Raw genomic sequence first — 25,469 nt, 5'->3', positions numbered from 1 at the left:
AACGTAGTCATATCGACTATTTTAACTATTGTCATTTTGACATCAACAGATTTAATAAAAAACATAAAACACTTAAAATTCAATTAATTAAAAAGTTGGCACGCAACTTGATATAAGCAAAACATCTTATTTGAACACTGCTGAATTAATTGAGGTTGCTATGTCTATTCTGGTTAAAAATAACATTCATTGGGTTGGCCAACGCGACTGGGAAGTGCGTGATTTCCACGGGACTGAATACAAAACGCTGCGCGGCAGCAGCTACAACAGCTATCTCATCCGGGAAGAAAAAAATGTGCTGATCGATACCGTCGATCATAAATTCAGCCGTGAATTCGTGCAGAACCTGCGCGGTGAAATCGACCTCGCCGATATTGATTACATCATTATCAACCATGCTGAGGAAGACCATGCCGGCGCGCTGACCGAGCTGATGACCCAGATCCCGGACACGCCGATTTACTGTACCGCCAACGCCATCGACTCCATCACCGGACACCATCATCACCCGGAGTGGAATTTTAAGGTGGTGAAAACCGGCGACAGCCTGGATATCGGCAACGGCAAGCAGCTGATTTTTGTCGAAACCCCGATGCTGCACTGGCCGGATAGCATGATGACCTATATGACCGGCGACGCGGTGCTGTTCAGCAACGACGCCTTCGGCCAGCACTACTGCGATGAACATCTGTTTAATGATGAAGTTGACCAGGTTGAGCTTTATGAGCAGTGCCAGCGCTACTATGCCAATATTCTGACCCCGTTCAGCCGCCTGGTGACGCCGAAAATTACCGAAATCCTCGGCTTTAACCTGCCGGTGGATATGATTGCCACCTCCCACGGCGTGGTCTGGCGCGATAACCCGACGCAGATCGTCGAAAAATATCTTGAGTGGGCGGCGGATTATCAGGAAGACCGCATCACGATTTTCTACGACACCATGTCCAACAACACCCGCATGATGGCCGACGCGATAGCCCAGGGCATTACCGACGTGGATCCGCGCGTGGCGGTGAAAATTTTCAACGTCGCCCGCAGCGATAAAAATGAAATCCTGACCAACGTGTTCCGCTCGAAGGGCGTGCTGGTCGGCACCTCAACCATGAATAACGTGATGATGCCGAAAATCGCCGGGCTGGTGGAGGAGATGACCGGCCTGCGTTTCCGTAACAAGCGCGCCAGCGCCTTCGGCTCCCACGGCTGGAGCGGCGGCGCGGTTGACCGCCTGTCCACGCGTTTACAGGATGCGGGCTTTGAAATGTCCCTGAGCCTGAAGGCCAAATGGCGCCCGGATCTCGACGCGCTGGAAGTGTGCCGCGAGCACGGCCGAGAAATCGCCCGCCAGTGGGCCCTCTCCCCGCTGCCGGCGAGCCATGCCAAGCACGCCGCGCCTGAGGCAACGCCCTGCGCAGCGCCAGCGGCAGCCGATCTCGGCCCGAAAATGCAGTGTAGCGTTTGCCAGTGGATTTACGACCCCGAACAGGGCGAACCGAACCAGGACGTCCAGCCGGGTACGCCGTGGAGCGAAGTCCCGGATAACTTCCTCTGCCCTGAGTGTTCGCTGGGTAAAGATGTGTTTGACGTTCTGGCATCGGAGGCAAAATGAGTGATGGCATCGTCATCATCGGCTCGGGCTTCGCGGCCCGTCAGCTGGTGAAAAATATTCGCAAGCAGGACCCGAATATCCCGCTGACCCTGATCGCCGCCGACAGCATGGATGAGTACAACAAACCGGATCTCAGCCATGTGGTCAGCCGCGGGCAGAACGCCGACGACCTGACCCTGCAAACGGCGGGCGAGTTTGCCGAGCAGTACAATCTGCGCCTGTTTCCGCATACCTGGGTCAGCGATATCGACGCCGAGCAGCACCTGGTGAAGAGCCAGGACCGCGAGTGGCGCTATGACAAACTGGTGCTTGCCACCGGCGCGACGCCGTTTATCCCACCGGTGCCGGGCCGCGAGCTGATGCTGACCCTGAACAGCCAGCGGGAATACGGTGCGGCGCAAAGCCAGCTGCGCGATGCAAAAAGGGTGCTGATCGTCGGCGGCGGGCTGATTGGCTGCGAGCTGGCGATGGATTTCTGCCGCGCCGGCAAAGCGGTGACGGTGGTGGATAACTCCGCCAGCGTACTGTCGGCCCTGATGCCGCCCGAGGCCAGCAGCCGACTGCAGCATCGTCTGACCGACATGGGCGTGGATCTGATGCTGAAGTCCCAGCTGGAAAGCCTGACGCAGAGCGCCGACGGGATTCGCGTCACCCTTGACCGCCAGCGTACGATGACGGTGGATGCGGTGGTGGCCGCCGCCGGTTTACGCCCGGAAACGGCGCTGGCGCGGCATGCGGGGTTGAAAACTCACCGCGGCGTGGTGGTGAACAGCCAGCTGCAAACCAGCCATCCGGCGATTTACGCCCTCGGCGACTGCGCGGAAATCAACGGCATGGTCCTGCCTTTTCTGCAGCCGATTCTGCTAAGCGCCATGTGCCTGAGTAAAAATCTGCTGGCCCAGCAGGGAGAACTGAAGCTGCCGCCGATGCTGGTGAAGGTCAAAACGCCGGATTTACCGCTGCACCTGGCGGGCGATACCCGGCGCGAGGATCTGACGTGGAATATCGTTGCCGCCAAAGACGGCCTGGTCGCGAAAGGCGTTGACGCCGAGAACCAGCTGCGCGCTTTTGTGGTCAGCGAGGATCGCATGAAAGATGCTTTTGCTCTGCTCAAGCAGCTGGTGAGTTAACCTCGATGAAATGAGGTTATTCCCGGGTCGCGGCGTAAACGCCTTACCCGGGCTACCGGATCTCAGACGGCAGTAGCCCGGGCAGGCGCCTTGCGCCGCCCCCGGGAGCAGCGCGCAGAGTGGCATAATTTCCCGGAGGCGATGCTTGCGCATCTGTCCAGGCTACCGGCCAGCAGACGGCCATTAACCTGTAGCCCGGCTAAGCGCAGCGCGAGCCGGGGAAATGCCCAACCTACCGCGCCAGATTATCGTACCCGCGCCAGCGGTAGTTGAGCACCGACAGCACCCAGCAGGCCACGAACAGCCCGACCACCACAAAACCGGCGTCGCCGAGATGGTCGTTCAATGCGCCAACCCAGCGCCAGAGGCCGCCGCTCAGAGAGAACTTATCCATCAACAGCCCCAGCGCTTCCAGACCGCCGATAAACAGCGCCACCACCACCGAGGTACCGGTAATGGTCATATTGTAATAGAGCTTGCGCTGCGGCTTGCTGAACGCCCAGCCGTAGGCGCCGACCATCAGCACGTTATCGAGCGTATCCACCAGCGCCATCCCGCTGGCGAACAGCGCCGGAAAAACCATAATCGACCAAATCGACACCCCGCTCGACGCGCTGGCGGCGGAGATCCCCAGCACGCCGATTTCCGTCGCCGTATCAAAGCCGAGGCCAAACAGAAAGCCCACCAGATACATCTGCCAGCTGCGGCTAATCAGGCGGAAGGTTTTACCGAACAACCAGCTCATCATGCCGCCGCCGGTCATGACCTCATCGCTTACCTTTTCGCCCTGCTTCCACGCCCGAAAGCTGCGCCAGACGCTGCGCAAAATGACCAGGTTGATAAAGGCCATCACCAGCAGAAACAGCGCCGACACGGCGGTGCCGATAACGCTGCCGGTCTCGTGAAACCAGCTCATCTGCTGGCCAAACGCGGTGGCGGTCGCGGCAATCGCCGCCGAAGCCAGCACCACAATCGACGAATGCCCCAGCGAGAACCACGCGCCAACGGCAAAAGGCCGCTTCCCCTGCTGCATCATTTTGCGGGTCACGTTGTCGATGGCCGCGATATGGTCGGCGTCCACCGCGTGGCGCAGACCATAACCCCAGGCCAGCAGGCTGGCGGCCATCAGCGCGCCGCTGCCGCCGAACGCCGTAAACGCCCAGCCCCAGGTCAGCAAATTGGCGGCAATCAATGCCAGCACCAGCGCCGCTGCGCGCGGCTGCTGACGCAAAATCGTCACTATCATATCGGTGTCCTTTAAGCCTGCAGGCGGGCCGCAGCGATAACCGCCTGGCCGAGGGCAATCGCGCCATCGCCTGCGGGCAGCTGCTGCGGAAAGAGCAGAGTAAAATCGGCCAGATAAAAGGTCAATCGCGCCGTCAGCAGGCGGTTGTGCAGTACCCCGCCGCCGAAGGCCAGCGTGTGAATATTCCGCGCGTTCGCGCAATCGCGCATCATCGCCGCCAGCCCGCGGGCCAGCGCATCATGAAAGGCCCACGCTTTTTGCGCCGGGCTCGCCTGCCAGCTCAGCCACTGCTGCCAGAACGTCGCCAGATCCAGTTTTCCATCGCGCCACGGCAGGGTCACCGGATGATCAACTCCTTCGCAGGTCGCCGCCAGCGCCTCCAGACGGCACGCCGCTTCCCCCTCATAGCTCAGAGTTAGCGGCGCGCACTCCAGCGCGCAGGCGACGGCGTCAAACAGACGGCCGCACGACGATGCCTGCGGCGCATTAATACCGCGCTCGATTGCCCGCGCCAGCAGCGGCCAGCTTTGCTGGCGCAGCGCGGCGGTGTCGGCATAATTCTGCCACTCGGGGACGAAGGCCAGGCAGTGGGCGAGCAGATTGCGCCACGGCTGACGCGCCGCGAGGTCGCCGCCGGGCAGCGCCACCGCCGGCAGACCGCCGAGATGCTCGCACTCGCGATAGTTGACCCGCAGGCACTCGCCGCCCCACAGCGCGCCGTTTTCCCCCATCCCGATACCGTCGAGGATCAGGGCAATCACGTCGCCGCCCTCCCGCGGCCAGCGGTGCTCGGCCAGGCAGGCGGCGGCGTGGGCATGATGATGCAACACGCGGTCCACCGGCAGCATAAGCGACGCCGCCCACCGCGAAGCGCGGTAGCCGGGATGGGCGTCGGCAACCACCCGCTGCGGGGTAAAAGCGTAAATCTCCTGCATCAGACGCAGCGCCTGCCGCCACTGCGCCTCGACGCCCTCCTCATCGAGATCGCCAAAATGCTGGCTGAGCACCGCTTCATCGCCGCGCAGCAGGCAGAACGTATTTTTCATATCCGCGCCGAGAGCCAGCAGCGGCGGTACGTCGTGGAAACCCGGCGGCAGCGCCAGCGCGTCCGGCACGTAGCCGCGGGCACGGCGCAGCATCTCGCCGCTTTGCCGCACCACGGAATCATCCATCCGCTGCACAATCTCGCGATTATGCAGCAGAAATCCGTCGGCAATTCCGGCTAAATCCGCCAGCGCCTCGGCGTTGGTTAACGCCGGCGGGCGACCGCTAAGGTTGCCGGAGGTCATCACTAATGGGCGCGCCAGCGCCTGCGAAAGTAAATGCTGCAGTGGATTAGACGGCAGCATCCCCCCTACTTCCGCAAGCCCTGGCGCAATCTGGTCGCACAGGCCGGCCACCTGCGTTTTCTCCAGCAGCACGATCGGCGCGGCGGGAGAGGTCAGCAGCGTCAGCGCCGGTTCATCGAGCCCCGCCGTTGTCGCCAGCATCACCGCCAGCGGTTTCGCCGGGCGATGCTTACGCGCCCGCAGCTTCGCCACGGCCTCGCGGTTTCCGGCGTCGCACAGCAGATGGAAACCGCCCAGCCCCTTCACCGCCACAATATCGCCCGCCAGCAGGCGAGCAATCGTCGCATCTAAGGCGGCCTCGCCAAATAAATGCTCCTGCGGGCCGCGCCACTCCAGCTGCGGGCCGCACTCGGCGCAGGCTACCGGCTGCGCGTGAAAGCGGCGATCGGCGGGATCGCCATATTCCGTCGCGCAGGCGGGGCAAAGAGGAAACGGCGACATAGAGGTCAGCGGGCGGTCGTATGGCATAGCGCGAATAATGGTAAAGCGCGGCCCGCAGTGGGTGCAGTTGATAAACGGATAGCGGTAGCGGCGCTCCCGCGGGTTGTTCATCTCCGCCAGGCATGCCGGGCAGGTAGCGGCATCGGGCACAATCTGCGTGCGCATGCTTCCGGCCCCGCTTTGGCGGATGGTAAAGCCCGGCGGCGGCGCGGCCCAGACAAAAGGCGCCGCTGCCGCGCTGTCGATACGCGCCAGCGGCGGGCAGCGCCGGGTTAACGCGGCGAGAAATGGCGCATCATCGCCGACAAGGCGCACCAGCACGCCGTCGCCGTCGTTGCACACGTCGCCGCGCAGCTCCAGCTGCTGCGCCAGCTGCCAGACGAAGGGGCGGAATCCCACCCCCTGCACTTTACCGCGAATGCGGATTTGCACCCCGTTCATTGCGCGACCGGCTTACCAGGCCAGCGCGGTGCGGCGGCGTTTTTCGATATTCATCTGTTCGAGCTTGTTGCGGTCGACGCAAATCAGCGCGTGGGTCGGACAGGCATCCATACAGGCCGGGCCTTCCTCACGGTGGTGGCAAAGGTCGCATTTGTTGGCTTCGGCTTTTTCCGCCATCACGTTCAGCCCCGCGCCGCTGTGGCGGATAACCGGGCGCACCACCACTTCCATGGCGCCGTAGGGACAGGCCACCACGCAGGTTTTGCAGCCGATGCAGCGCTCCTGCATCACGTGGACGAAGCCCCGATCGCGGCTGATCGCGCCGTTCGGACAGACGTTGGCGCACGGGGCGTCCTCGCACTGACGGCAGGCGGTGGCCGTCGACACGTTGACGCCTTTGATCACGTGAATACGCGGTAAAAAGCTTTTTGGCGTCAGCGCGGCGCAGTCCTGATTTTCCTGATGAGAGACCACGCAGGCCACTTCACAGGTGCGGCAGCCGATGCATTTGCTCGCGTCGGCGATAATGAAACGGTTCATCCATTTCTCCAGCTGTAAGAAGGTTACGCGCCGGAGTATGCATAATGCGTTCCAACTTTTATATTACTGATATTAAAGAAGATAAATACGGGAGATACTGTCATCGTCAGTTGTGACGATGACAGCTGACGACGTCAGGCGTGCGGGCCGGGAACCATCGAGTCGCGTTCAATCAGCTCGCCGGGGAAGATTTGCTGAAATTTAAAATCGCCGCCGTCGAGCATAAAGATCAGCCGGTTGATGCTCTCTTTGATCATCTCCGTCACCGGGACTTTGACGCTGGAGAGCGCCGGCACCATAAACGGCGCCAGCGCGATATCGTCAAAGCCCACCACCGAAACCTGCTCCGGGACCTTGACGCCGAGCTGGTGCAGCTGCTTCATCGCGCCAACCGCCATATCGTCGTTGCTCGCCACCAGTGCGCTGTAGCCGACGCGGCGCTGGCGCAGCGTCTCGACTCCCGCCGCGCCGGTTTCCGGCGTCCAGCGGCCTTCGACGACCAGATCGTTATTCAGGGCAATGCCGCCGCGGGCCAGCGCGTCTTTATAGCCCGAGAGGCGCTCTACGCCGGTTGGCGAATCCAGCGAACCGGTAATAAACGCGATTTCCCGATGGCCCAGCGCGATAAGCTTTTCCACCGCCATCATCGCCGAGGCCTTTTGATCGGACCAGACGCAGTGGCTGGCGTTGCGGCGCAGGCGGCGGTTGAGCACCATGATCGGCCGCTCATGATTTTCGATAATCTCATCCATCTCATCAACGCTGAGAAAGCGCGGATAGATAATAATCGCATCGCAGCGCAGATCGAGCAGATACTGAATCGCCTCGCGCTCCTCCTCGGCGCTGTGCTTGCCGTCGGCGAGGATCAGCTGCCGCCCTTTGTCTTCGGTCATCCGCGCCACGTGGTAAAGCAGTTCGCTGAAATAGACGCCGTGATAAAGGGTGTTGGTCACCACCAGCCCGAGGGTCTGGGTCTTTTTCGTCGCCAGGTTGCGCGCCAGCAGATTCGGCCGGTAACCGCTTTCGGCCACCGCCTGGAAGACGCGATCTTTGGTCTCCTGGCTGACATAGCCGTTCCCCGACAGCACCCGCGAAACGGTGGCCTTTGACACCCCCGCGCGCTTCGCTACCTCCAGCATCGTTGCCATGTGGTTATTCCTGTTGCCAATGTTGCCCGCAGTGTACTGCACGCGCAGCGCTTTTTCAGCATTTGCGCGTCGCCCGCGCTGATGCGCACACAGCGATCAAAATCACAAAATCGAGATCTTATTTTTTTATTTCTTGTATGCATTCATGAAACTAATCATTATTTTGTGGAACCGGTTTCCTATGTATGCATGATGCCGCTCCGCTTTCCGGCGCGGCGACAAGCCAGTACCCCATTGATAAACAGGATAAAATCCGATGTCTAAAAATTATGCAGCTCTGGCGCAGCAGATTATCGCGGCAATTGGCGGCGCAGATAACGTTGCCGCCGTCACCCACTGCATGACCCGCCTGCGTTTCGTGGTCAAAGACAACGAGCGGGTCGACAGCGCCACCCTCAAAGGGCTGAAAGGCGTGCTCGGCGTCGTGCGTAGCGATAACCAGTGCCAGGTGATCGTGGGCAATACCGTCTCCCAGGCGTATCGCGAAGTGGTCGCGCTGCTGCCGGGGGATCTACGCCCCGCTGAACCGCAGGGGAAACCACCCATTACCCTGAAACGCATCGGCGCCGGGATCCTCGACGCGCTGATCGGCACCATGTCGCCGCTGATCCCGGCGATTATCGGCGGATCGATGGTTAAGCTGCTGGCAATGATCCTCGAGATGACCGGCGCGCTGCCCAAAGGCGCGTCAACGCTGACTATTCTGACGGTTATCGGCGACGGCGCGTTCTTCTTCCTGCCGCTGATGGTCGCGGCCTCCGCGGCGGTGAAGTTCAAAACCAATATGTCGCTGGCGATTGCGATTGCCGGGGTGCTGGTACACCCGAGCTTTATCGAGCTGATGGCCAAAGCCGCCCAGGGCGAGCACGTGGAGTTCGCCTTTATTCCGGTGACGGCGGTGAAATACACCTATACCGTGATCCCGGCGCTGGTGATGACCTGGTGCCTCTCCTATATCGAACGCTGGGTCGACCGTATCACCCCGGCGGTGACAAAAAACTTCCTTAAACCGATGCTGATCGTGCTGATCGCCGCTCCGCTGTCGATTCTGCTGATTGGCCCGCTCGGCATCTGGATCGGTAGCGCCATTTCCGCGCTGGTCTATACGATCCACAGCTATCTCGGCTGGCTGTCGGTGGCGATTATGGGGGCCCTGTGGCCGCTGCTGGTGATGACCGGGATGCACCGGGTCTTTACCCCGACTATCATTCAGACCATCGCCGAAACCGGCAAAGAGGGCATGGTAATGCCGTCGGAAATCGGCGCTAATCTGTCGCTGGGCGGTTCGTCGCTGGCGGTGGCGTGGAAAACCAAAAACCCGGAGCTGCGCCAGACGGCGCTGGCGGCCGCGGCTTCCGCGATTCTGGCGGGGATTTCCGAACCGGCGCTGTACGGCGTGGCGGTGCGGCTGAAGCGACCGCTGATCGCCAGCCTGATTAGCGGCTTTATCTGCGGCGCGGTGGCCGGCATTGCCGGGCTCGCCAGCCACTCGATGGCGGCGCCGGGGTTGTTTACCAGCGTCCAGTTTTTCGACCCGGCCAATCCGATGACCATCGTCTGGGTCTTCGGCGTCATGGCGCTGGCGGTAGTGCTGTCGTTTGTCCTGACGCTAATGCTTGGCTTTGAAGATATTCCGCAAGAAGAAGCCGCCGCCGACGCCAGACAGCGCCAGGCCGGCACCCAGGCTTCTCACGCCTGAACACCATTTTGTTAACGAGGTAACGCATGGCGACTTTTCCACAGGGATTTTTATGGGGCGGCGCACTGGCCGCCAACCAGTCCGAAGGGGCATATCTGGAGGGCGGCAAAGGGCTGACCACCGTCGATATGATTCCCCACGGCGCGCACCGCCTGGCGGTCAAGCTGGGGCAGGAGAAACGCTTCGCGCTGCGCGACGATGAGTTCTACCCGAGCCACGAGGCGATCGATTTTTATCATCGTTATAAAGAAGATATCGCCCTGATGGCGGAGATGGGCTTTAGCGTCTTCCGCACCTCTATCGCCTGGAGCCGTCTGTTTCCTGAGGGCGATGAGCTGGAACCGAACCCGGAAGGGATCGCCTTTTATCGCTCGCTGTTCGAGGAGTGCAAAAAGCACCGCATCGAGCCGCTGGTGACGCTGTGCCATTTCGACGTGCCGATGCACCTGGTCAACGAGTACGGCTCCTGGCGCAATCGAAAAATGGTGGAGTTCTTCACCCGCTACGCCCGCACCTGCTTTGAAGCCTTTGATGGCTTGGTGAAATACTGGCTTACCTTCAATGAAATCAACATCATGCTGCACAGCCCGTTCTCCGGCGCCGGTCTGGTGTTTGAAGAGGGGGAAAATCAGGAGCAGGTGAAATACCAGGCCGCCCATCACGAACTGGTCGCCAGCGCCTTAGCGACCAAAATCGCCCACGAGGTGAATCCGCAAAATCAGGTCGGCTGTATGCTGGCGGGCGGCAACTTCTACCCTTACTCCTGTAAGCCGGAAGACGTGTGGATGGCGCTGGAGAAAGATCGCGAGAACCTGTTCTTTATCGATGTCCAGGCGCGCGGCGCGTATCCGGTCTGGGCGGCGCGGGTATTTCGCGAGAAAGGCGTGACTATCGCCAAAGAAGCGGGCGATGATGAAATCCTGCGCCATACCGTCGATTTCGTCTCCTTCAGCTACTACGCTTCACGCTGCGCGTCGGCGGAGATGAACGCCGGCAACACCAGCGCCGCCAATATCGTTAAATCGCTGAAGAACCCGCATATTCAGGCCAGCGAATGGGGCTGGGGCATCGACCCGCTCGGCCTGCGCATCACCATGAATATGATGTATGACCGCTACCAGAAACCGCTGTTCCTCGTGGAAAACGGTCTCGGCGCGCGGGATGAGATTGACGCTAACGGCGAGATTAATGACGACTACCGCATCAGCTATCTGCGCGAGCATATTAAAGCGATGGGTGACGCCATCGAGGACGGCATTCCGGTGATGGGCTATACCAGCTGGGGCTGTATCGATCTGGTGTCCGCCTCTACCGGCGAGATGAGCAAGCGCTACGGCTTTATCTACGTCGACCGCGACGATGCCGGACACGGCACGCTGGCGCGAAAACGCAAAAAGTCGTTCTGGTGGTATAAGAAGGTGATTGCCAGCAACGGGGAAGATTTAGCGTAGTGCGCCCCGCAGACGGAGGGTGCCTCAGCTTAGCAAACACCTGCAACACGGAAATTTTCCCCGGCTTGCGCTACGCTTAGCCGGGCTACAGGTTCATCAACGCTCGCGGACCGGTAGCCCGGGTAAGGCGTTTACGCCGCGACCCGGGAAAAAAGTCCACTTGCTCCCCCTGACCTAACTTCCGGCTACAGGTTCATCAACGCTCGCGGACCGGTAGCCCGGGTAAGGCGTTTACGCCGCGACCCGGGAAAAAGTCCACTTGCTCCCCCTGACCTAACTTCCGGCTACAGGTTCATCAACGCCCGCGGACCGGTAGCCCGGGTAAGGCGTTTACGCCGCGACCCGGGAAAAAAGTACGCTTGCTCCCCCAGGCCGAACTCCAGGCTCGCGCTGCGCTTAGCCGGGGAACGCCGGCTCCTCTGCGGCTTCAAGTGCCGCAAAACCGCCATTCCCCTGCCAGCCATCAAGCCGCGCGTACACCACCTCGACCGCGTCCTTAATCGGCTGGGTCATTGGATAATAAAAGCCGACGATATCCGGCTGAATGCCTAAGAAAATCACCTCGCCGATATCCTCTTTTAGCTGATCGATCAGATAGTTGAGCGGCATATTGTGGGTGGTCATCATAAACATCTCGGCGATATCGTCCGGATCGACGATGCGGATCTCGCCGGGGTTCAGGCCCATATCGGTGGCATCGACTATCAGCAGGCGCTCGGGGCGCAGCTCGCGAATGGCGACGATATCGTTTTCCGGCGCGCTGCCGCCGTCAATCACCACCCATTCGCCGACGGGATTAGCCGCGCACATCTCCGCCAGCAGCGGACCTGCGCCGTCGTCGCCCATCATACTATTGCCGACACAGAGTAAAACGTCAGTCACGGAGTCTCCTCACCATCAGGTAGATGGCGCTTTCCTGGTGAATATCATGCAGCATGCTGAGCAGCGTTTTGCTCCACGCCTGCTGCTCGGGGGTCTGACGGGCCTGCGCTTTATCAAAAGCGTTGGCCAGCATCGTCACATGATTGCTGTCAATAACAATCTCGCCGTACTTCGGCACGCCTTCCATTTTTCGCCGCGCGGTGCTGCCCTCTTCGAGGGTCGCAATCCACGCCAGATACGCCTGCCACGGGCAGCTCAGCGCCGCCTCAAGGCAGTCGATGACGCCGAGGTGGTGGCCAATCGCCAGGCTGTAATAGACCACCTGCTGCGCCTGGTCGGGCGTCGCATCGTTCTCATCAATAAATTTACGGCTCAGCTGACTGAACACCACCGTCTCGCTCATCGGATACGCGCTCCCTCGACCACCTGGTTCAGATGGGTGACGATCTCGGTCAGGCGCGGATCTTTTTCCGCCTCCAGCCAGCGCACCACCTGGCTATCGCCCTGCCCCAGCAGGCGCATATAGTCGTCGGCTATCTGGCGACCGTAGCGATAGCCCGCCAGCCGGCGCGCTTCGCGGTCGATGCGCACCCGCAGCGGCTGTACCATATCCGGGTGCAGAAGCTCGGTCGGCCGTTCGTCCTGTTCGCCCGGCACGCGGGCGTGGATTTTCTGTTCCAGCAGGCCCAGCGCCATCGCGAAGCCGTACAGCGTCGCGGCGGGGGTCGGCGGGCAGCCGGGAATATAGACATCCACCGGCACGATTTTATCGGTGCCGCCCCATACGCAGTAGAGGTCGTGGAAGATGCCGCCGCTGTTGCCGCAGGCACCGTAGGAGATACAGATTTTCGGGTCCGGCGCGGACTGCCACGCGCGCAGCGCGGGAGAACGCATCGCCCGGGTTACCGCCCCGGTAAACAGCAGAATATCGGCGTGACGCGGCGACGGCACCACTTTGATCCCAAAACGCTCGGCGTCGAACAGCGGCGAAAGGGTAGCGAAAATCTCGATCTCGCAGCCGTTGCAGCCGCCGCAGTCCACCCGGTAGACGTAGGCGGAACGCTTAATTTTCTTCAGCAGCGATGCCTTCATGCTGGCGATGGACTCATCCACCGTCATCGGCACCGGAATGCCGTTTTCATCGCGCGGGCCTAATAAGTTGCTCATCAGCTGGCCTCTCTCATATGGCGAGTCAGTTCAATACGGTCGGACGGCACCAGGCACTTCTGGCGTTTACACTCCGGGCAGGTCTCAAAGCTTTCGCGATGCAGCTCGGCGCGGCTGTCGCCGTTGTGTTTGAGCAGCGCGATGGCGTAGTCGATCTCTTTCTGTACGGCGAACGGCCGTTCGCATACCCGACAGTGGCAGATGGCAAAACGCGACTGCTGGAGGAAATCCTCTTTTTTCCACACCGCCAGCTCGTACTCCTGAGAGAGCCTAATCGCCGCCGTCGGGCAAACCTCTTCGCAGCGTCCGCAGAAAATGCAGCGTCCGAGGTTGAACTGCCACGCCAGCTGGTTGGTGGCCAGATCGGTCTCCACCGTCAGGGCGTTTGACGGACAGGCGTTAACGCAGGCGGCGCAGCCGATGCACTGCTGCGGGTTATGCTCCGGTTTGCCGCGGAAGTTTTTATCCACCGGCATCGGCTCCAGCGGGTATGAGTGCGTCGCGGTGCCGGTTTTGATGACTTTTTTAATAAAGGTAAACATGGCGATTCCTTATTTCAGCGGCGAGTTCTTACGCTCGATGCTGTAGCGCTCCAGCTCTTTGTACGGCACCACTTTGCTTTTCTTCTTGCGCACGTCGACTACGGTCATGCGGTCGGTGCAGGAGTAGCACGGGTCGAGGCTGCCGATAATCAGCGGCGCGTCGGAGACGGTATTGCCGCGCAGCATATAGCGCAGGGTCGGCCAGTTGGCGTAGGTCGCCGCCCGGCAGCGCCAGCGGTACAGCTTCTGGTTGTCGCCGGTCATGCTCCAGTGGATATCATCTCCGCGCGGCGCTTCCGAGAAGCCCAGCGCGAAGCGGTGCGGAATATAGGTGAACCCTTCGACCATCAGCGGGCCGCCCGGCAGGTTATCGAGGCCGAAGTCGATCATGTTCAGCGCGGTGTAGACCTCGTTGATGCGCACCTTCAGGCGCGAGATGACGTCGCAGCCCTGCTCGCTGTGCACTTCCATCGGCAGCAGGCCGTAGCCGACAAACGGGTGATCGGCGCGGGTATCGCGGGCGTGGCCGCTGGCGCGCACCATCGGGCCAACGTTGCTGAAGTCGCGGGCGATTTGCGGGTCGAGACGGCCAATACCCACGGTACGCTGCTCCATATTCGGCGTGCTGAGCAGCATATCTACCAGCTCCTGCACGTCGCGGCGCATCTGCTGCGCCAGCTGGCGGGTCTGGATCATGTCCTCTTTCAGCAGATCGCGACGAATGCCGCCAATCAGGTTCAGACCGTAGGTTTTACGCGCCCCGGTAAGAATTTCCGCCATCTTCATCGAGGTTTCGCGCACGCGGAAGAACTGCATAAACCCGGAGTCGAAGCCGGTAAAGTGGCAGGCGAGGCCGAGGTTCAGCAGGTGCGAGTGCAGGCGCTCCACCTCCAGCAGAATGGCGCGGATCATCTGCGCGCGCTCCGGCACCACGATGCCCATCGCGTTCTCCACCGAAGTGGTGTAGGCGGTGCTGTGGGCGAAACCGCAGATACCGCACACGCGGTCCGACAGGAAGGTGACTTCGTTGTAGCCCATGCGGGTTTCCGCCAGCTTTTCCATCCCGCGATGGACGTAGAACAGGCGGTAGTCGGCGTCGATAATATTCTCGCCGTCAACGAACAGGCGGAAGTGGCCCGGTTCGTCGGAGGTGACGTGCAGCGGGCCAATCGGCACCACGTTGTTTTTCTTGCTGCCCAGCTCGTTGATAAACTCGTAGGTTTCGGCGTCGGTGGTCGGCGCCGGACGCTGGCGGTAGTCCATGCTGTCTTTACGCAGCGGATAGAGTTCATCCGGCCAGTCGTCCGGCAGCACCAGCCGGCGCTCGTCCGGCAGCCCCACCGGCACCAGGCCGTACATGTCGCGCACTTCGCGCTCGCCCCATACCGCCGCCGGCACCCGCGGCGTCACCGACGGATACTCGGGTTTATTGGCATCCACTTCCACGCGCACGGTGATCCAGCACTTCGTGCCCTGCTCCATCGACAGCACGTAGTAGACGGCGTAGTGGCCGTTCAGCTTGCGTTCATCGTTGCCGAACAGCACCGACAGCCAGCCGCCCTGCTTGTAGTACAGAAACTCGACCACTTCCGGCAGATAGTTGACCTTCACCGTGACCGTCAACTGGTCTTTGGTCTGCCAGGCTTCATCCAGCACCACGCCCGGAAAGGCCTGATGCAGCGCGGCGAGATAGTGTTGACCGATTTTTTCTTCAGACATGCTCAAACTCTCTTAAATCACGCCACCAGCAAGGAGACGAAGGCTAAAAAGGCAAAACCAAACCCGGCCCAGGTGACGCGGGAGGTGGCGCAAAAGCGCAGACGCGCCATGCTGTTTTCGAACAGCGCAATCACCAGCACGCCGAGCACCAGCTTGACGACGGCAACCACCAGCGCCAGCAGCAGACCGCCGACGCTAAAGCTGGTCATCTGTCCCCACGGGATAAATACGCCGACGAACATCTGCAGGACCACCAGCTGCTTGAGGCTGATGCCCCACTTCAGCACGCCGAAGCCGCTGCCGCTGTATTCCGAGAGCGGGCCTTCCTGAAGCTCCTGCTCCGCTTCCGCCAGGTCGAACGGCAGCTTGCCCATTTCGATAAAGGTGGCGAAGGCGCAGGCGCACAGCGCCAGAATCAGCGGAAGAGTGCGGGCGACAGGCCAGTGATAAATGGTGTCGGTGATGCTGCTGATATGGGTGGACCCCGCGACCTGCGCCGCGACCCACAGGCCGAGCAGCAGGATGGGCTCCACCAGCACGCCGAGCATCGCTTCGCGGCTGGCCCCAATAGCGGTAAACGGGCTGCCGGTATCAAGGCCGGAAATAGCAAAGAAGAAGCGGGCGATAGCGAACAGGTAGATCAGGGTGATCAGGTCGCCCAGCCCCGCCATCGGCGAATCAACGGTCACCACCGGCAGCGCGGTGGCGATGGTTAGCATCACGCCGACCATCACGTACGGCGTCAGGCGGAAGACCCAGCCGGAGGCATCCGGGCCAACGCTCTGGCGCCCCAGCAGTTTCAGAATGTCCCGATACTCCTGCAGCACGCCCGGACCGCGGCGATTATGCAGACGCGCGCGGGCGACGCGGGTCACCCCGGACAACAGCGGCGCGACGGCGAACAGCACCAGCGCCTGCAACAATGCAATTAATACGCTCATTCTCAGGCTCCTCGGGAAATAACAATCACCACCAGTACCGCCAGCTCCACCAGCGCCACGCCGCGAAACAGCGCGGGCGCGGAAGCGTTCTGCCAGCCGGGCACCAGGCGCACCGGGTTCAGCCAGTGGCGCAGTTTCAGAATCGGCGCAAAGGCTTCTTTCACCGGCATGGCGAAACCGTGGGCGGTCACCACCATGGATTTTTCATGGTCGTAGCCGCAGACCCAGGCCGCCCCGCGGGAGCGCGCCGGCAGGCGATCGCCCTTGAAGAAGATCATCAGCAGCAGCGGCAGCAGCGGGCAGGCAATCAGCAGAATGGCGATCATCGGCTGGGACACCGCGCTGGAGACCTCCGCCTGCACCGGAAACGCCCCGCTCACCAGCGGCAGCAGCCACGGCGCGGCAACCCCGCCAATCACGCAGCAGACGGCGGCCAGCACCACGCTAAAGGTCATCAGCCCCGGCGCGCAGGTGGCGTTTTCCGCCTCTTTGCTTCGCGGCGCGCCGAGGAAGGTGACGCCGTAGACTTTCGCCATACACATCACCGCCAGCGCGCCGGTAATCGCCAGGCCCACCGCCAGCAGCGGCCCGAGCAGGCGGCCAACAAACGCGTCGCCGGTGCTCAGCTTAAAGAAGGACTGATAGATAACCCACTCCCCGGCAAAGCCGTTCAGCGGCGGCAGCGCGGCCATCGCCATCAGACCCACCAGCATCGAAAGGGAAATCAGCGGCATTTTCTTGCCGATCCCGCCGAGCTTTTCGATATCGCGATGGCCGGTGCGGAACCACACCGCCCCCGCGCCGAGGAACAGGGTGGTTTTAAACAGGCTATGGTTGATCAGGTGATACATGCCGCCAATAAAGCCCAGCACCATCAGGGTCGGGTTATGGGTCGCCACGCCGGTGACGAACGCCCCGAGGCCGAGCAGGATAATGCCGATGTTTTCCAGGGTGTGGTACGCCAGCAGGCGCTGAATATTGTGCTCCATCAGGGCGTACAGCCCGCCGACGAAGGCGGTGATCATCCCCAGCACCAGCAGCATCACGCCCCACCACAGCGGCGGTACGCTGCCGGCCAGCGAGACCGTCAGGATGCCGTAGAGACCGACCTTCATCACCACCGTGGAAAACAGCGCGGCGGCCGGCGCGCTGGCGCCGGCGTGGGCCTGCGGCGCCCAGCCGTGCAGCGGAATAACTCCGGCCAGCAGCGCAAAGCCGACCAGGCCCGGCAGCCACAGCAGCGCGTTCTGCGGCGCCGCCATCGCCAGCTGGGTAATCTGCGCCAGCTCAAGGGTGCCGTAGGACGACCAGACCAGCCAGCAGCTCCACGCCATCAGCAGCGTACCGAGGCGACCCAGCGCAAACCACAGCTTGCCGGACTGCGCGCAGCCGGTAAGAAACGCGGCGCAAAGGGCCATAATCTCCGCCATCACCACCAGCGCGCCGAAGTTCGTCACCACAACGGCGCAGACGGCGGCGGCCAGCAGCAGATTCACCAGCAGGCCGTTGGCTTTCACCTGCGGATGACGATGCCAGGCGATATTGAACAGCGAAATCGGCAGCGCCGACAGGCCGATCGCCAGCAGCCACAGCGCGTTGACGCCGCCCACGCGCAGGGTCAAATGCAGCATCTGCAGCATGCCGCCGCTAACGCGCTCCGGCATCAGCAGCGCCGTTCCGCCCGCCAGCACCAGCATCGCGCTGGCGACCGCGCCGCCAATCCCGGAGATCGCCCCGCTCAGCGGTTTGCGCAGGGCGAACAGAAACGCCAGCACCGCGCTGGCGGCGTACCAGGCCACCGCCTGATTCACTAAGGAAATCACACTCATTTCACGTCCCCTTGTTGCGCCTGGAACAGCGACAGATCGCCGAGATCGGTATTAAAAGTCAGCTGCCGCTTACGCTTGCTGGCCTGGGCGATATCGCGGATATCCACCAGCAGCAGCGCTTTGGTCGGACAGGTGCGTACGCACGCCGGGCCCTGCTCATCGAAGTGGCACAGGTCGCATTTGACGGCGATGGCGCGCACGCCCGGCACCCAGTCGAGCAGCGAGCTGACGCGGGCCGGCGCCGGCGGCGCGGCGGGGGCCAGGGGCGTATTGGCGTTAGCCGGCATATCCAGCGGACGGCTGCCGGAAAACTCAATGGCGCCGAACGGACAGGCGATGCCGCACAGCTTGCAGCTTACGCACAGGTTCTCATTGAGCTGCACCGCGCCATCGACGCGATTAATGGCGTTAACCGGGCAGACGGCGGCGCAGGGCGCATCTTCACAGTGGTGGCACATCTGCGGCGCGGATTCTTTTTCATTGCGCATTAAATGCAGCCGGGGCATGGCCTGCAGGCCCTGCTGGCGGTGAGTCTCAGCGCAGGCGGCTTCGCAGGTGCGACAGCCGATACAGACGGTGGAGTCAGCAATTACAAAACGGTTCACCGGGTCATCCTCAGGTGAAAGTCATTTTTGACGAAAACAGGTTGCGCAGGTGTCAGCTTCGACACTTGTCGACACCTGACGATTAACGGGCCAGCGTCAGGTGGCTTAAATCCACCGGCTGGTCTTGTTCGATAGCCTCGTAGAGACGGTCGTAAACGCTGGCGATAGTCGCCAGATAGTGCTCCAGAACCTGCTCGCGATCGCGGTTGCTGATCCGGCCATCAATGGTGCCGTCTGAACCCAGCGTGGCCTGGGCAATCAGGCGTCTGTCGTCGCCGTTTTTGGTTTCGACGTAGTACTCGATGGTGTGGCTGTTAAAGCCCTCCGCCAGCGCCACGTAGACCTGAAAGTGGCCAAAAAGTACGAAGCACAGCTCTTTATCCGGCGCGCAGCTCATGGCGTGATGCAGACGCGCTTTCGACAGGGTTATTCCCTGTACCAGCGAGTTGCAATAGGTGTGCCACTGCTCCTGATGCTGGCGGTGACGATCGGCGATGTAGTCCGCCTTTTCACTTAATTCCCAAATAGTCATCCCGGATCCCCCGTTGTATGAGATGCACCGGTTAAGCACTTTTCATGCCAAAATTTAATTAATTGATTTTAAACATATTTATAAAATTTCGGGAGGTAGAAAGACATGTCGATGACGACGTCTGCAGCGTGTCATCGACATTTTCGTGACATTACCTATGACCTGGCATCGTTATTGCATTGAAGGGCCATCGCGATACGGAGGCACCATGCACGAAATCACTCTTAGCCAGCGGGCGCTGGAAATTATCGAACAGCAGGCGCTGCAGGCCGGCGCGCGTCGGGTGACCGGCGTGTGGCTAAAGGTCGGGGCGTTTTCCTGCGTGGAGGCCAGCGCGCTGACCTTCTGCTTTGAGCTGGTGTGCCGCGGCACGCTGGCGGAGGGCTGCGAGCTGCATATCGCCGAACAACAGGCTGAATGCTGGTGTGAATCCTGCCAGCAGTACGTGCATCTCATCTCCCAGCACGTGCGCCGCTGCCCGCAGTGTCAGAGCGACCGGCTGCAAATCGTGGCGGATGACGGCTTACAGATTCAGCGACTAGAAGTGGAGTAATAAGATTATGTGTACAACCTGCGGCTGCGGTGAAGGCAACCTTTATATAGAAGGCGACGAGCATAACCCGCATTCGGCGTTTCGCAGCGCCCCCTTCGCGCCCGCCCCGCGCCAGATGATGAACATTACCGGCGTGAAAACCGATAACTTTTCCCCCACCCGCTCGGAGGCTGGCGACCTGCACTACGGTCACGGCGAGGCGGGTACCCATGCGCCGGGCCAGAGCCAGCGGCGGATGCTGGAAGTGGAAATCGACGTGCTGGATAAAAACAACCGTCTGGCCGCCCGCAACCGCGCGCGCTTCGCCGCTAAAAACCAGCTGGTGCTGAACCTGGTCTCCAGCCCCGGCTCCGGCAAAACCACCCTGCTGACGGAAACCCTGCTGCGGCTGAAAGAGAAAACCGCCTGCGCGGTGATTGAAGGCGATCAGCAAACGGTGAACGACGCCGCGCGCATCCGCGCCACCGGCACCCCGGCGATTCAGGTCAACACCGGCAAAGGCTGCCATCTCGACGCGCAGATGATCGCCGACGCCGCGCCGCGCCTGCCGCTGGATGACCACGGGATCCTGTTTATCGAAAACGTCGGTAACCTGGTGTGTCCGGCGAGCTTTGACCTCGGCGAACGTCATAAAGTGGCGGTGCTGTCGGTAACCGAAGGCGAAGACAAGCCGCTGAAGTATCCGCATATGTTCGCCGCCGCCAGCCTGATGCTGCTTAACAAGGTCGACCTGCTGCCGTATCTCAACTTTGACGTGGAGAAGTGTCTGGCCTGCGCCCGCGAGGTGAACCCGGATATTGACATCATCCTGCTTTCCGCCACCAGCGGCGAAGGCATGGACCAGTGGCTTAGCTGGCTGGAGACGCAACAATGTGCATAGGCATTCCCGGACAAATCTGCGCCATTGACGGCAATCTGGCGAAGGTCGAAGTGTGCGGCATTCAGCGCGAAGTCGACCTGACCCTGGTGGGCGCGGTTGACGATCGCGGCCAGCCGCGTCTCGGCCAGTGGGTGCTGGTCCACGTGGGTTTCGCCATGAGCGTGATTAACGAAGCCGAAGCCCGCGATACCCTCGAGGCGCTGCAAAATATGTTTGAAGTCGAGCCGGACGTCGGCGCGCTGCTGTACGGCGAGGAGCGGTAAATGCGCTATGTCGATGAATACCGCGCCCCGGAACAGGTGATGCAGCTGGTGGAACACCTCCGGCAGCGCGCGCGCCTGCTGCCGCATACCGCCGAACGTCCGCTGCGCATTATGGAAGTGTGCGGCGGTCATACCCACGCCATTTTTAAATTTGGTCTCGACCAGCTGCTGCCGGAAAATATCGAGTTTATTCACGGCCCCGGCTGCCCGGTGTGCGTGCTGCCGATGGGGCGCATCGACGCCTGTATCGATATCGCCAGCCGTCCGGGGGTGATTTTCTGCACCTTTGGCGACGCCATGCGCGTGCCGGGAAAAAACGGCTCGCTGCTGCAGGCTAAATCGCGCGGCGCCGACGTCCGCATCGTCTATTCGCCGATGGACGCCCTGAAGCTGGCGCAGCAGCACCCCGAGCGTGAAGTGGTGTTCTTCGGCCTTGGTTTTGAAACGACGATGCCCGCCACCGCCCTGACCCTGCGCCAGGCCCGCGAGCGCGGCGTCGCCAACTTCTATTTTTTCTGCCAGCACATCACCCTGCTGCCGACCCTGCGCAGCCTGCTCGACCAGCCGGATAACGGTATCGACGCGTTTCTCGCCCCCGGTCACGTCAGCATGGTGATTGGCACCGACGCCTACGGATTTATCGCCAGCGACTATCATCGTCCTTTAGTGGTGGCAGGATTCGAACCGCTTGATCTACTGCAAGGCGCGGTGATGCTGGTTGAGCAGACAATAGCGCGGCACAGCGACGTGGAGAACCAGTATCGCCGGGTGGTGCCCGATGCGGGCAACCCGCTGGCGCAGTCGGCCATCGCCGAGGTGTTTTGCCTTAGCGGCGATAGCGAGTGGCGCGGTCTGGGGGTGATTAACGACTCCGGCGTGCATCTGACGGCCGCGTATCAGCGTTTCGACGCCGAAGCGCATTTCCGCCCGGCGCCGCAGCGGGTCAGCGACGACCCGCGCGCCCGCTGCGGCGAGGTGCTGACCGGCCGCTGCAAACCGCACCAGTGCCCGCTATTCGGCAATACCTGCAACCCGCAGAGCGCGTTCGGCGCGCTGATGGTCTCATCGGAGGGCGCCTGTGCCGCCTGGTATCAATATCGCAGTCAGGAAATCGAAGCATGAAAAGCGTTCAGTTAGCCCACGGTAGCGGCGGTCTGGCAATGCAGCAGCTGATCGGCGACCTGTTTATGCAGGCTTTCGCCAACCCCTGGCTGGCGGAGCAGGAAGATCAGGCGCGTCTCGATCTCGCCCAGCTTAGCGCGCAGGGCGACAGGCTCGCCTTCTCCACCGACAGCTACGTCATCGATCCGCTGTTTTTCCCAGGCGGCAACATCGGCAAGCTGGCGGTCTGCGGCACGGCCAACGATGTGGCGGTGAGCGGCGCGCTGCCGCGCTATCTCTCCTGCGGGTTTATTCTCGAAGAGGGGCTGGAGATGGCCACCCTCGAAGCGGTGGTGAACAGCATGGCGCAGACCGCGCGGGAGGCCGGCATCGCCATTGTCACCGGCGATACCAAAGTGGTGCCGCGCGGGGCGGCGGATAAGCTGTTTATCAATACCGCCGGGATCGGCGTCATCCCTACCGGTATTCGCTGGGGGGCGCAGCAGATTAGCGCGGGAGACGTGCTGCTGGTCAGCGGCACGCTTGGCGATCACGGGGCAACGATCCTCAACCTGCGCGAACAGATGGGGCTTGACGGCGCGCTGTCCAGCGACTGCGCGGTGCTGACGCCCTTGATTCAGACGCTGCGCGACGTTGCTGGCGTGAAAGCCCTGCGCGATGCCACCCGCGGCGGCGTTAACGCGGTGGCCCATGAGTTTGCCGCCGCCAGCGGCTGCGGGATTGAACTGCACGAGAATAAGCTGCCGGTGAACGATACCGTGCGCGGCGTGTGCGAGCTGCTGGGGCTGGACGCGCTTAATTTCGCCAACGAGGGCAAGCTGCTGATCGCCGTTGCCCGCGAGGCGGCGGAAAGCGTACTTGCGCATTTACGGTCTCATCCATTAGGCCGCGATGCGGCGATAATCGGCGAGGTTGTGCCGCGCGCGGGCGTGCGCTCTGTTGGTCTGTACGGCGTGAAGCGCACGCTGGATCTTCCTCACGCCGAGCCGCTGCCGAGAATTTGTTAACGGTGCGGGACCCCGGATTGCGGCTAAAGCCTTATCCGGGCTACAAAACTGCGCGCACCTGTAGTCCGGCTAAGCGCAGCGCGAGCCGGGAAAAGCCAGCATGATTATCCAGCCCAAACCAGCGGGCACCCACGGATGGGTTAATGGCGGTCACAACCGCTTTATTAACAGACTATTATTTGTGTCATCACTTTCTTCTGCGCCGCTTTGCGGCGCTTTTGGACTTAAGCAATGTCGTATACACCGATGGGCGATCTTGGGCAGCAGGGTCTGTTTGATATCACCCGCATTTTATTACAGCAGCCGGATCTGGCCGCGCTGAGCGAGACGCTGACCGGCCTGGTGCAGCAGTCCGCGCTCGCCGACCGGGCGGCGATTATTCTGTGGCATTCCGGCAACCATCGCGCGGTCCGGCACGCCTGCGACGACGCGGGGCAGCCGGTGAGCTACGAGGATGAAACCGTCCTCGCCAACGGCCCGGTTCGACGCCTGCTCTCGCGCCCGGATGCGCTGCATTGCGATAGCGCCACCTTTGCCGAAACCTGGCCGCAGCTCGCCGTAAGCGGACTCTACCCCACCTTTGGCTATTACTGCCTGCTGCCGCTGGCGGCGGAAGGGCGTATTTTCGGCGGCTGCGAATTTATTCGCGACGACAACCGGCCGTGGACCGAAAAAGAGTACCAGCGGCTGCACACCTTTACGCAAATCGTTGCCGTGGTCACCGAACAGATCCAAAGCCGGGTCAGCAACAACGTTGATTACGACCTGCTGTGCCGGGAACGCGACAACTTCCGCATCCTGGTGGCGATCACCAACGCGGTACTCTCGCGGCTGGATATCGACGAACTGGTCAGCGAAGTGGCCAAAGAGATCCACCGCTACTTCCGCATCGACGCCATCAGCGTGGTACTGCGCAGCAACCGCAAAGGCAAGCTCAATATTTACTCCACCCACTACCTCGACGCCAGCCACCCGGTGCACGACCAGAGCGAAGTGGACGAAGCCGGTACCCTGACCGAACGGGTATTCAAAAGCAAAGAGATGCTGCTGCTCAACCTGCATCAGCACGACCCGCTGGCGCCGTACGAAAAAATGCTTTTCGAGATGTGGGATAACAAAATTCAGACCCTGTGCCTGCTGCCGTTGATGTCCGGCAATACCCTGCTTGGGGTGCTGAAGCTGGCGCAGTGCGATGAGAAAGTCTTCACCACCACCAACCTCAAGCTGCTGCGGCAAATCGCAGAGCGCGTCTCGATCGCCATCGACAACGCCCTCGCCTACCGCGAGATTCAGCGGCTGAAAGAGCGGCTGGTCGATGAGAACCTCGCCCTGACCGAACAGCTTAACAACGTCGAGAGCGAGTTTGGCGAAATCATCGGCCGCAGCGAGGCCATGAACAGCGTGCTCAAGCAGGTGGAGATGGTGGCGCAGAGCGACAGCACGGTGCTAATCCTCGGCGAAACCGGCACCGGTAAGGAGCTGATTGCCCGCGCTATTCATAATCTGAGCGGCCGCAATAGCCGCCGGATGGTCAAAATGAACTGCGCGGCGATGCCCGCCGGGCTGCTGGAAAGCGACCTGTTTGGCCACGAGCGCGGCGCCTTCACCGGCGCCAGCGCCCAGCGTATCGGCCGTTTCGAACTGGCGGACAAAAGCTCGCTGTTTCTCGATGAAGTGGGCGACATGCCGATTGAACTACAGCCGAAACTGCTGCGCGTATTGCAGGAGCAGGAGTTCGAGCGTCTCGGCAGCAATAAGCTGATTCACACCGACGTGCGCCTGATCGCCGCCACCAACCGCGATCTTAAGCAAATGGTCGCCGATCGCGAGTTTCGCAGCGATCTCTACTATCGGCTGAACGTCTTCCCGATCCACCTGCCTCCCCTGCGCGAGCGGCCGGAGGATATTCCCCTGCTGGTGAAGGCCTTCACCTTTAAAATTGCCCGCCGTCTCGGGCGCAACATTGACAGCATTCCGGCGGAAACGCTGCGCCTGCTCAGCCGCATGGAGTGGCCGGGTAACGTGCGCGAACTGGAGAACGTCATTGAGCGCGCGGTGCTGCTGACCCGCGGCAGCGTGCTGCAGCTCTCCTTACCGGAAATGAGTATCGAGACGGAGCCGCTGGCGGCGGAAGTGCTGCCGGAGGAAGGGGAAGACGAATACCAGCTGATTGTCCGGGTGCTGAAAGAGAGCAACGGCGTGGTCGCCGGACCGAAGGGCGCGGCCCAGCGTCTGGGATTAAAGCGCACGACGCTGCTTTCGCGCATGAAACGGTTGGGTATTAATAAAGACCAGCTGCAGTAGGCACATCTTCAGAACGCTGTTTCATTTTGATTTTAATGAAACAGCGTTCTGTGAGACAACTCGCTTTACCCG

23 protein-coding genes are annotated in these 25,469 nt (G+C 61.4%); 10 read left to right on the top strand and 13 right to left on the bottom strand.

The features are described from left to right. Window positions 1–160: 160 nt before the first annotated feature. Together norV and norW are read left to right on the top strand one after the other, a co-directional pair. Complete coding sequence (gene norV, locus FQK12_RS16300; protein WP_014226521.1) at window positions 161–1,606, top strand: anaerobic nitric oxide reductase flavorubredoxin; 1,446 nt, start codon at window positions 161–163, stop codon at window positions 1,604–1,606. Continuing rightward, window positions 1,603–2,736 carry an NADH:flavorubredoxin reductase NorW gene (norW, locus tag FQK12_RS16295; protein ID WP_014226522.1) on the top strand — a complete coding sequence of 378 codons (1,134 nt, stop codon included), beginning with the start codon at window positions 1,603–1,605 and terminating at the stop codon, window positions 2,734–2,736. The genes norV and norW overlap by 4 nt, the downstream gene beginning before the upstream one ends. Window positions 2,737–2,968: 232 nt before the next feature. Here the strand turns inward: norW and FQK12_RS16290 are convergent, their stop codons facing one another. From FQK12_RS16290 to FQK12_RS16275, 4 genes are all read right to left on the bottom strand, one after another. Beyond that, a complete protein-coding gene (locus FQK12_RS16290) occupies window positions 2,969–3,982 on the bottom strand; it encodes a HoxN/HupN/NixA family nickel/cobalt transporter (RefSeq protein WP_014226523.1) in 1,014 nt (337 codons plus the stop codon). Window positions 3,983–3,993: 11 nt separating this feature from the next. Beyond that, a complete protein-coding gene (gene hypF, locus FQK12_RS16285; RefSeq protein ID WP_014226524.1) occupies window positions 3,994–6,213 on the bottom strand; it encodes a carbamoyltransferase HypF in 2,220 nt (739 codons plus the stop codon). Window positions 6,214–6,225: 12 nt separating this feature from the next. After that, a complete protein-coding gene (gene hydN, locus FQK12_RS16280) occupies window positions 6,226–6,753 on the bottom strand; it encodes an electron transport protein HydN (protein ID WP_014226525.1) in 528 nt (175 codons plus the stop codon). Between the two features lie 134 nt (window positions 6,754–6,887). Next, on the bottom strand, window positions 6,888–7,901 hold the full coding sequence (locus tag FQK12_RS16275) for a LacI family DNA-binding transcriptional regulator (RefSeq protein ID WP_014226526.1): 1,014 nt from the start codon (window positions 7,899–7,901) through the stop codon (window positions 6,888–6,890). 256 nt (window positions 7,902–8,157) lie between these two features. Between FQK12_RS16275 and ascF the strand changes: the two genes are divergently transcribed. Together ascF and FQK12_RS16260 are read left to right on the top strand one after the other, a co-directional pair. Continuing rightward, window positions 8,158–9,600 carry a PTS cellobiose/arbutin/salicin transporter subunit IIBC gene (gene ascF, locus FQK12_RS16265; protein WP_014226527.1) on the top strand — a complete coding sequence of 481 codons (1,443 nt, stop codon included), beginning with the start codon at window positions 8,158–8,160 and terminating at the stop codon, window positions 9,598–9,600. 26 nt (window positions 9,601–9,626) lie between these two features. Then, complete coding sequence (locus FQK12_RS16260) at window positions 9,627–11,051, top strand: 6-phospho-beta-glucosidase (protein ID WP_014226528.1); 1,425 nt, start codon at window positions 9,627–9,629, stop codon at window positions 11,049–11,051. A 396-nt stretch (window positions 11,052–11,447) separates the two neighbouring features. On the opposite strand, the gene hycI is transcribed toward FQK12_RS16260, so the two are convergent. The 9 genes from hycI to hycA all read right to left on the bottom strand — a co-directional run bounded on the left by hycI (window position 11,448) and on the right by hycA (window position 19,268). After that, on the bottom strand, window positions 11,448–11,933 hold the full coding sequence (gene hycI / locus FQK12_RS16255) for a hydrogenase maturation peptidase HycI (protein ID WP_032694626.1): 486 nt from the start codon (window positions 11,931–11,933) through the stop codon (window positions 11,448–11,450). Further along, on the bottom strand, window positions 11,926–12,336 hold the full coding sequence (locus tag FQK12_RS16250) for a formate hydrogenlyase maturation HycH family protein (RefSeq protein ID WP_014226530.1): 411 nt from the start codon (window positions 12,334–12,336) through the stop codon (window positions 11,926–11,928). Before FQK12_RS16250 ends, hycI begins: the two co-directional genes overlap by 8 nt. Next, window positions 12,333–13,100 carry an NADH-quinone oxidoreductase subunit B family protein gene (locus FQK12_RS16245; protein WP_014226531.1) on the bottom strand — a complete coding sequence of 256 codons (768 nt, stop codon included), beginning with the start codon at window positions 13,098–13,100 and terminating at the stop codon, window positions 12,333–12,335. Before FQK12_RS16245 ends, FQK12_RS16250 begins: the two co-directional genes overlap by 4 nt. Next, window positions 13,100–13,642: a formate hydrogenlyase complex iron-sulfur subunit gene (locus FQK12_RS16240; protein ID WP_009651597.1), complete on the bottom strand. Its 543-nt coding sequence runs from the start codon at window positions 13,640–13,642 to the stop codon at window positions 13,100–13,102. Before FQK12_RS16240 ends, FQK12_RS16245 begins: the two co-directional genes overlap by 1 nt. A gap of 9 nt (window positions 13,643–13,651) precedes the next feature. Continuing rightward, window positions 13,652–15,361, bottom strand: a complete 1,710-nt coding sequence (hycE, locus tag FQK12_RS16235; protein ID WP_014839316.1) for a formate hydrogenlyase subunit HycE — start codon at window positions 15,359–15,361, stop codon at window positions 13,652–13,654. Window positions 15,362–15,378: 17 nt separating this feature from the next. Continuing rightward, a complete protein-coding gene (locus FQK12_RS16230) occupies window positions 15,379–16,302 on the bottom strand; it encodes a respiratory chain complex I subunit 1 family protein (protein ID WP_004104852.1) in 924 nt (307 codons plus the stop codon). A 2-nt stretch (window positions 16,303–16,304) separates the two neighbouring features. Next, on the bottom strand, window positions 16,305–18,131 hold the full coding sequence (gene hycC / locus FQK12_RS16225; protein WP_014226532.1) for a formate hydrogenlyase subunit 3: 1,827 nt from the start codon (window positions 18,129–18,131) through the stop codon (window positions 16,305–16,307). Beyond that, window positions 18,128–18,736, bottom strand: coding sequence for a 4Fe-4S dicluster domain-containing protein (locus FQK12_RS16220; RefSeq protein WP_014226533.1), 609 nt, complete (start codon window positions 18,734–18,736; stop codon window positions 18,128–18,130). Before FQK12_RS16220 ends, hycC begins: the two co-directional genes overlap by 4 nt. An 82-nt stretch (window positions 18,737–18,818) precedes the next feature. After that, the gene (gene hycA / locus FQK12_RS16215) at window positions 18,819–19,268 is read right to left on the bottom strand and encodes a formate hydrogenlyase regulator HycA (protein ID WP_004134329.1); all 450 of its coding nucleotides are present in this window, start codon (window positions 19,266–19,268) and stop codon (window positions 18,819–18,821) included. Window positions 19,269–19,476: 208 nt separating this feature from the next. Between hycA and hypA the strand changes: the two genes are divergently transcribed. From hypA to flhA, 6 genes are all read left to right on the top strand, one after another. Beyond that, window positions 19,477–19,821 (top strand): hydrogenase maturation nickel metallochaperone HypA, encoded by a 345-nt coding sequence (gene hypA, locus FQK12_RS16210; RefSeq protein WP_004114752.1) that lies wholly within the window; start codon window positions 19,477–19,479, stop codon window positions 19,819–19,821. A gap of 7 nt (window positions 19,822–19,828) precedes the next feature. Next, complete coding sequence (gene hypB / locus FQK12_RS16205) at window positions 19,829–20,701, top strand: hydrogenase nickel incorporation protein HypB (protein WP_014226534.1); 873 nt, start codon at window positions 19,829–19,831, stop codon at window positions 20,699–20,701. After that, complete coding sequence (locus FQK12_RS16200; RefSeq protein WP_004104861.1) at window positions 20,692–20,964, top strand: HypC/HybG/HupF family hydrogenase formation chaperone; 273 nt, start codon at window positions 20,692–20,694, stop codon at window positions 20,962–20,964. Before hypB ends, FQK12_RS16200 begins: the two co-directional genes overlap by 10 nt. Then, window positions 20,965–22,086, top strand: coding sequence for a hydrogenase formation protein HypD (gene hypD, locus FQK12_RS16195; RefSeq protein WP_014226535.1), 1,122 nt, complete (start codon window positions 20,965–20,967; stop codon window positions 22,084–22,086). Then, entirely contained in the window at window positions 22,083–23,093 is a 1,011-nt protein-coding gene (gene hypE / locus FQK12_RS16190; RefSeq protein WP_014226536.1) for a hydrogenase expression/formation protein HypE, read from the top strand. The genes hypD and hypE overlap by 4 nt, the downstream gene beginning before the upstream one ends. A gap of 231 nt (window positions 23,094–23,324) precedes the next feature. Beyond that, window positions 23,325–25,397: a formate hydrogenlyase transcriptional activator FlhA gene (gene flhA / locus FQK12_RS16185; protein ID WP_014226537.1), complete on the top strand. Its 2,073-nt coding sequence runs from the start codon at window positions 23,325–23,327 to the stop codon at window positions 25,395–25,397. Window positions 25,398–25,469 lie beyond the last annotated feature (72 nt).

It is taken from the genome of Klebsiella sp. ME-303 (assembly GCF_007910085.1).
Classification (GTDB): Bacteria; Pseudomonadota; Gammaproteobacteria; order Enterobacterales; family Enterobacteriaceae; genus Klebsiella; species Klebsiella michiganensis.
The sequence above is the reverse complement of the archived record's forward strand: the minus strand, read 5'-3'. Positions and strand labels throughout refer to the sequence as shown.

Coding starts and splice junctions, on each gene's coding strand:
- ascF (WP_014226527.1), top strand. CDS start 8,158: ATGTCTAAAAATTATGCAGCTCTGGCGCAGCAGATTATCGCGGCAATT.
- norV (WP_014226521.1), top strand. CDS start 161: ATGTCTATTCTGGTTAAAAATAACATTCATTGGGTTGGCCAACGCGAC.
- hycA (WP_004134329.1), bottom strand. CDS start 19,268: ATGACTATTTGGGAATTAAGTGAAAAGGCGGACTACATCGCCGATCGT.
- hycC (WP_014226532.1), bottom strand. CDS start 18,131: ATGAGTGTGATTTCCTTAGTGAATCAGGCGGTGGCCTGGTACGCCGCC.
- hypE (WP_014226536.1), top strand. CDS start 22,083: ATGAAAAGCGTTCAGTTAGCCCACGGTAGCGGCGGTCTGGCAATGCAG.
- hydN (WP_014226525.1), bottom strand. CDS start 6,753: ATGAACCGTTTCATTATCGCCGACGCGAGCAAATGCATCGGCTGCCGC.
- hycE (WP_014839316.1), bottom strand. CDS start 15,361: ATGTCTGAAGAAAAAATCGGTCAACACTATCTCGCCGCGCTGCATCAG.
- FQK12_RS16245 (WP_014226531.1), bottom strand. CDS start 13,100: ATGAGCAACTTATTAGGCCCGCGCGATGAAAACGGCATTCCGGTGCCG.
- FQK12_RS16260 (WP_014226528.1), top strand. CDS start 9,627: ATGGCGACTTTTCCACAGGGATTTTTATGGGGCGGCGCACTGGCCGCC.
- norW (WP_014226522.1), top strand. CDS start 1,603: ATGAGTGATGGCATCGTCATCATCGGCTCGGGCTTCGCGGCCCGTCAG.
- FQK12_RS16290 (WP_014226523.1), bottom strand. CDS start 3,982: ATGATAGTGACGATTTTGCGTCAGCAGCCGCGCGCAGCGGCGCTGGTG.
- hypB (WP_014226534.1), top strand. CDS start 19,829: ATGTGTACAACCTGCGGCTGCGGTGAAGGCAACCTTTATATAGAAGGC.
- flhA (WP_014226537.1), top strand. CDS start 23,325: ATGTCGTATACACCGATGGGCGATCTTGGGCAGCAGGGTCTGTTTGAT.
- FQK12_RS16275 (WP_014226526.1), bottom strand. CDS start 7,901: ATGGCAACGATGCTGGAGGTAGCGAAGCGCGCGGGGGTGTCAAAGGCC.
- FQK12_RS16250 (WP_014226530.1), bottom strand. CDS start 12,336: ATGAGCGAGACGGTGGTGTTCAGTCAGCTGAGCCGTAAATTTATTGAT.
- FQK12_RS16230 (WP_004104852.1), bottom strand. CDS start 16,302: ATGAGCGTATTAATTGCATTGTTGCAGGCGCTGGTGCTGTTCGCCGTC.
- hypF (WP_014226524.1), bottom strand. CDS start 6,213: ATGAACGGGGTGCAAATCCGCATTCGCGGTAAAGTGCAGGGGGTGGGA.
- hypA (WP_004114752.1), top strand. CDS start 19,477: ATGCACGAAATCACTCTTAGCCAGCGGGCGCTGGAAATTATCGAACAG.
- FQK12_RS16200 (WP_004104861.1), top strand. CDS start 20,692: ATGTGCATAGGCATTCCCGGACAAATCTGCGCCATTGACGGCAATCTG.
- hypD (WP_014226535.1), top strand. CDS start 20,965: ATGCGCTATGTCGATGAATACCGCGCCCCGGAACAGGTGATGCAGCTG.
- FQK12_RS16240 (WP_009651597.1), bottom strand. CDS start 13,642: ATGTTTACCTTTATTAAAAAAGTCATCAAAACCGGCACCGCGACGCAC.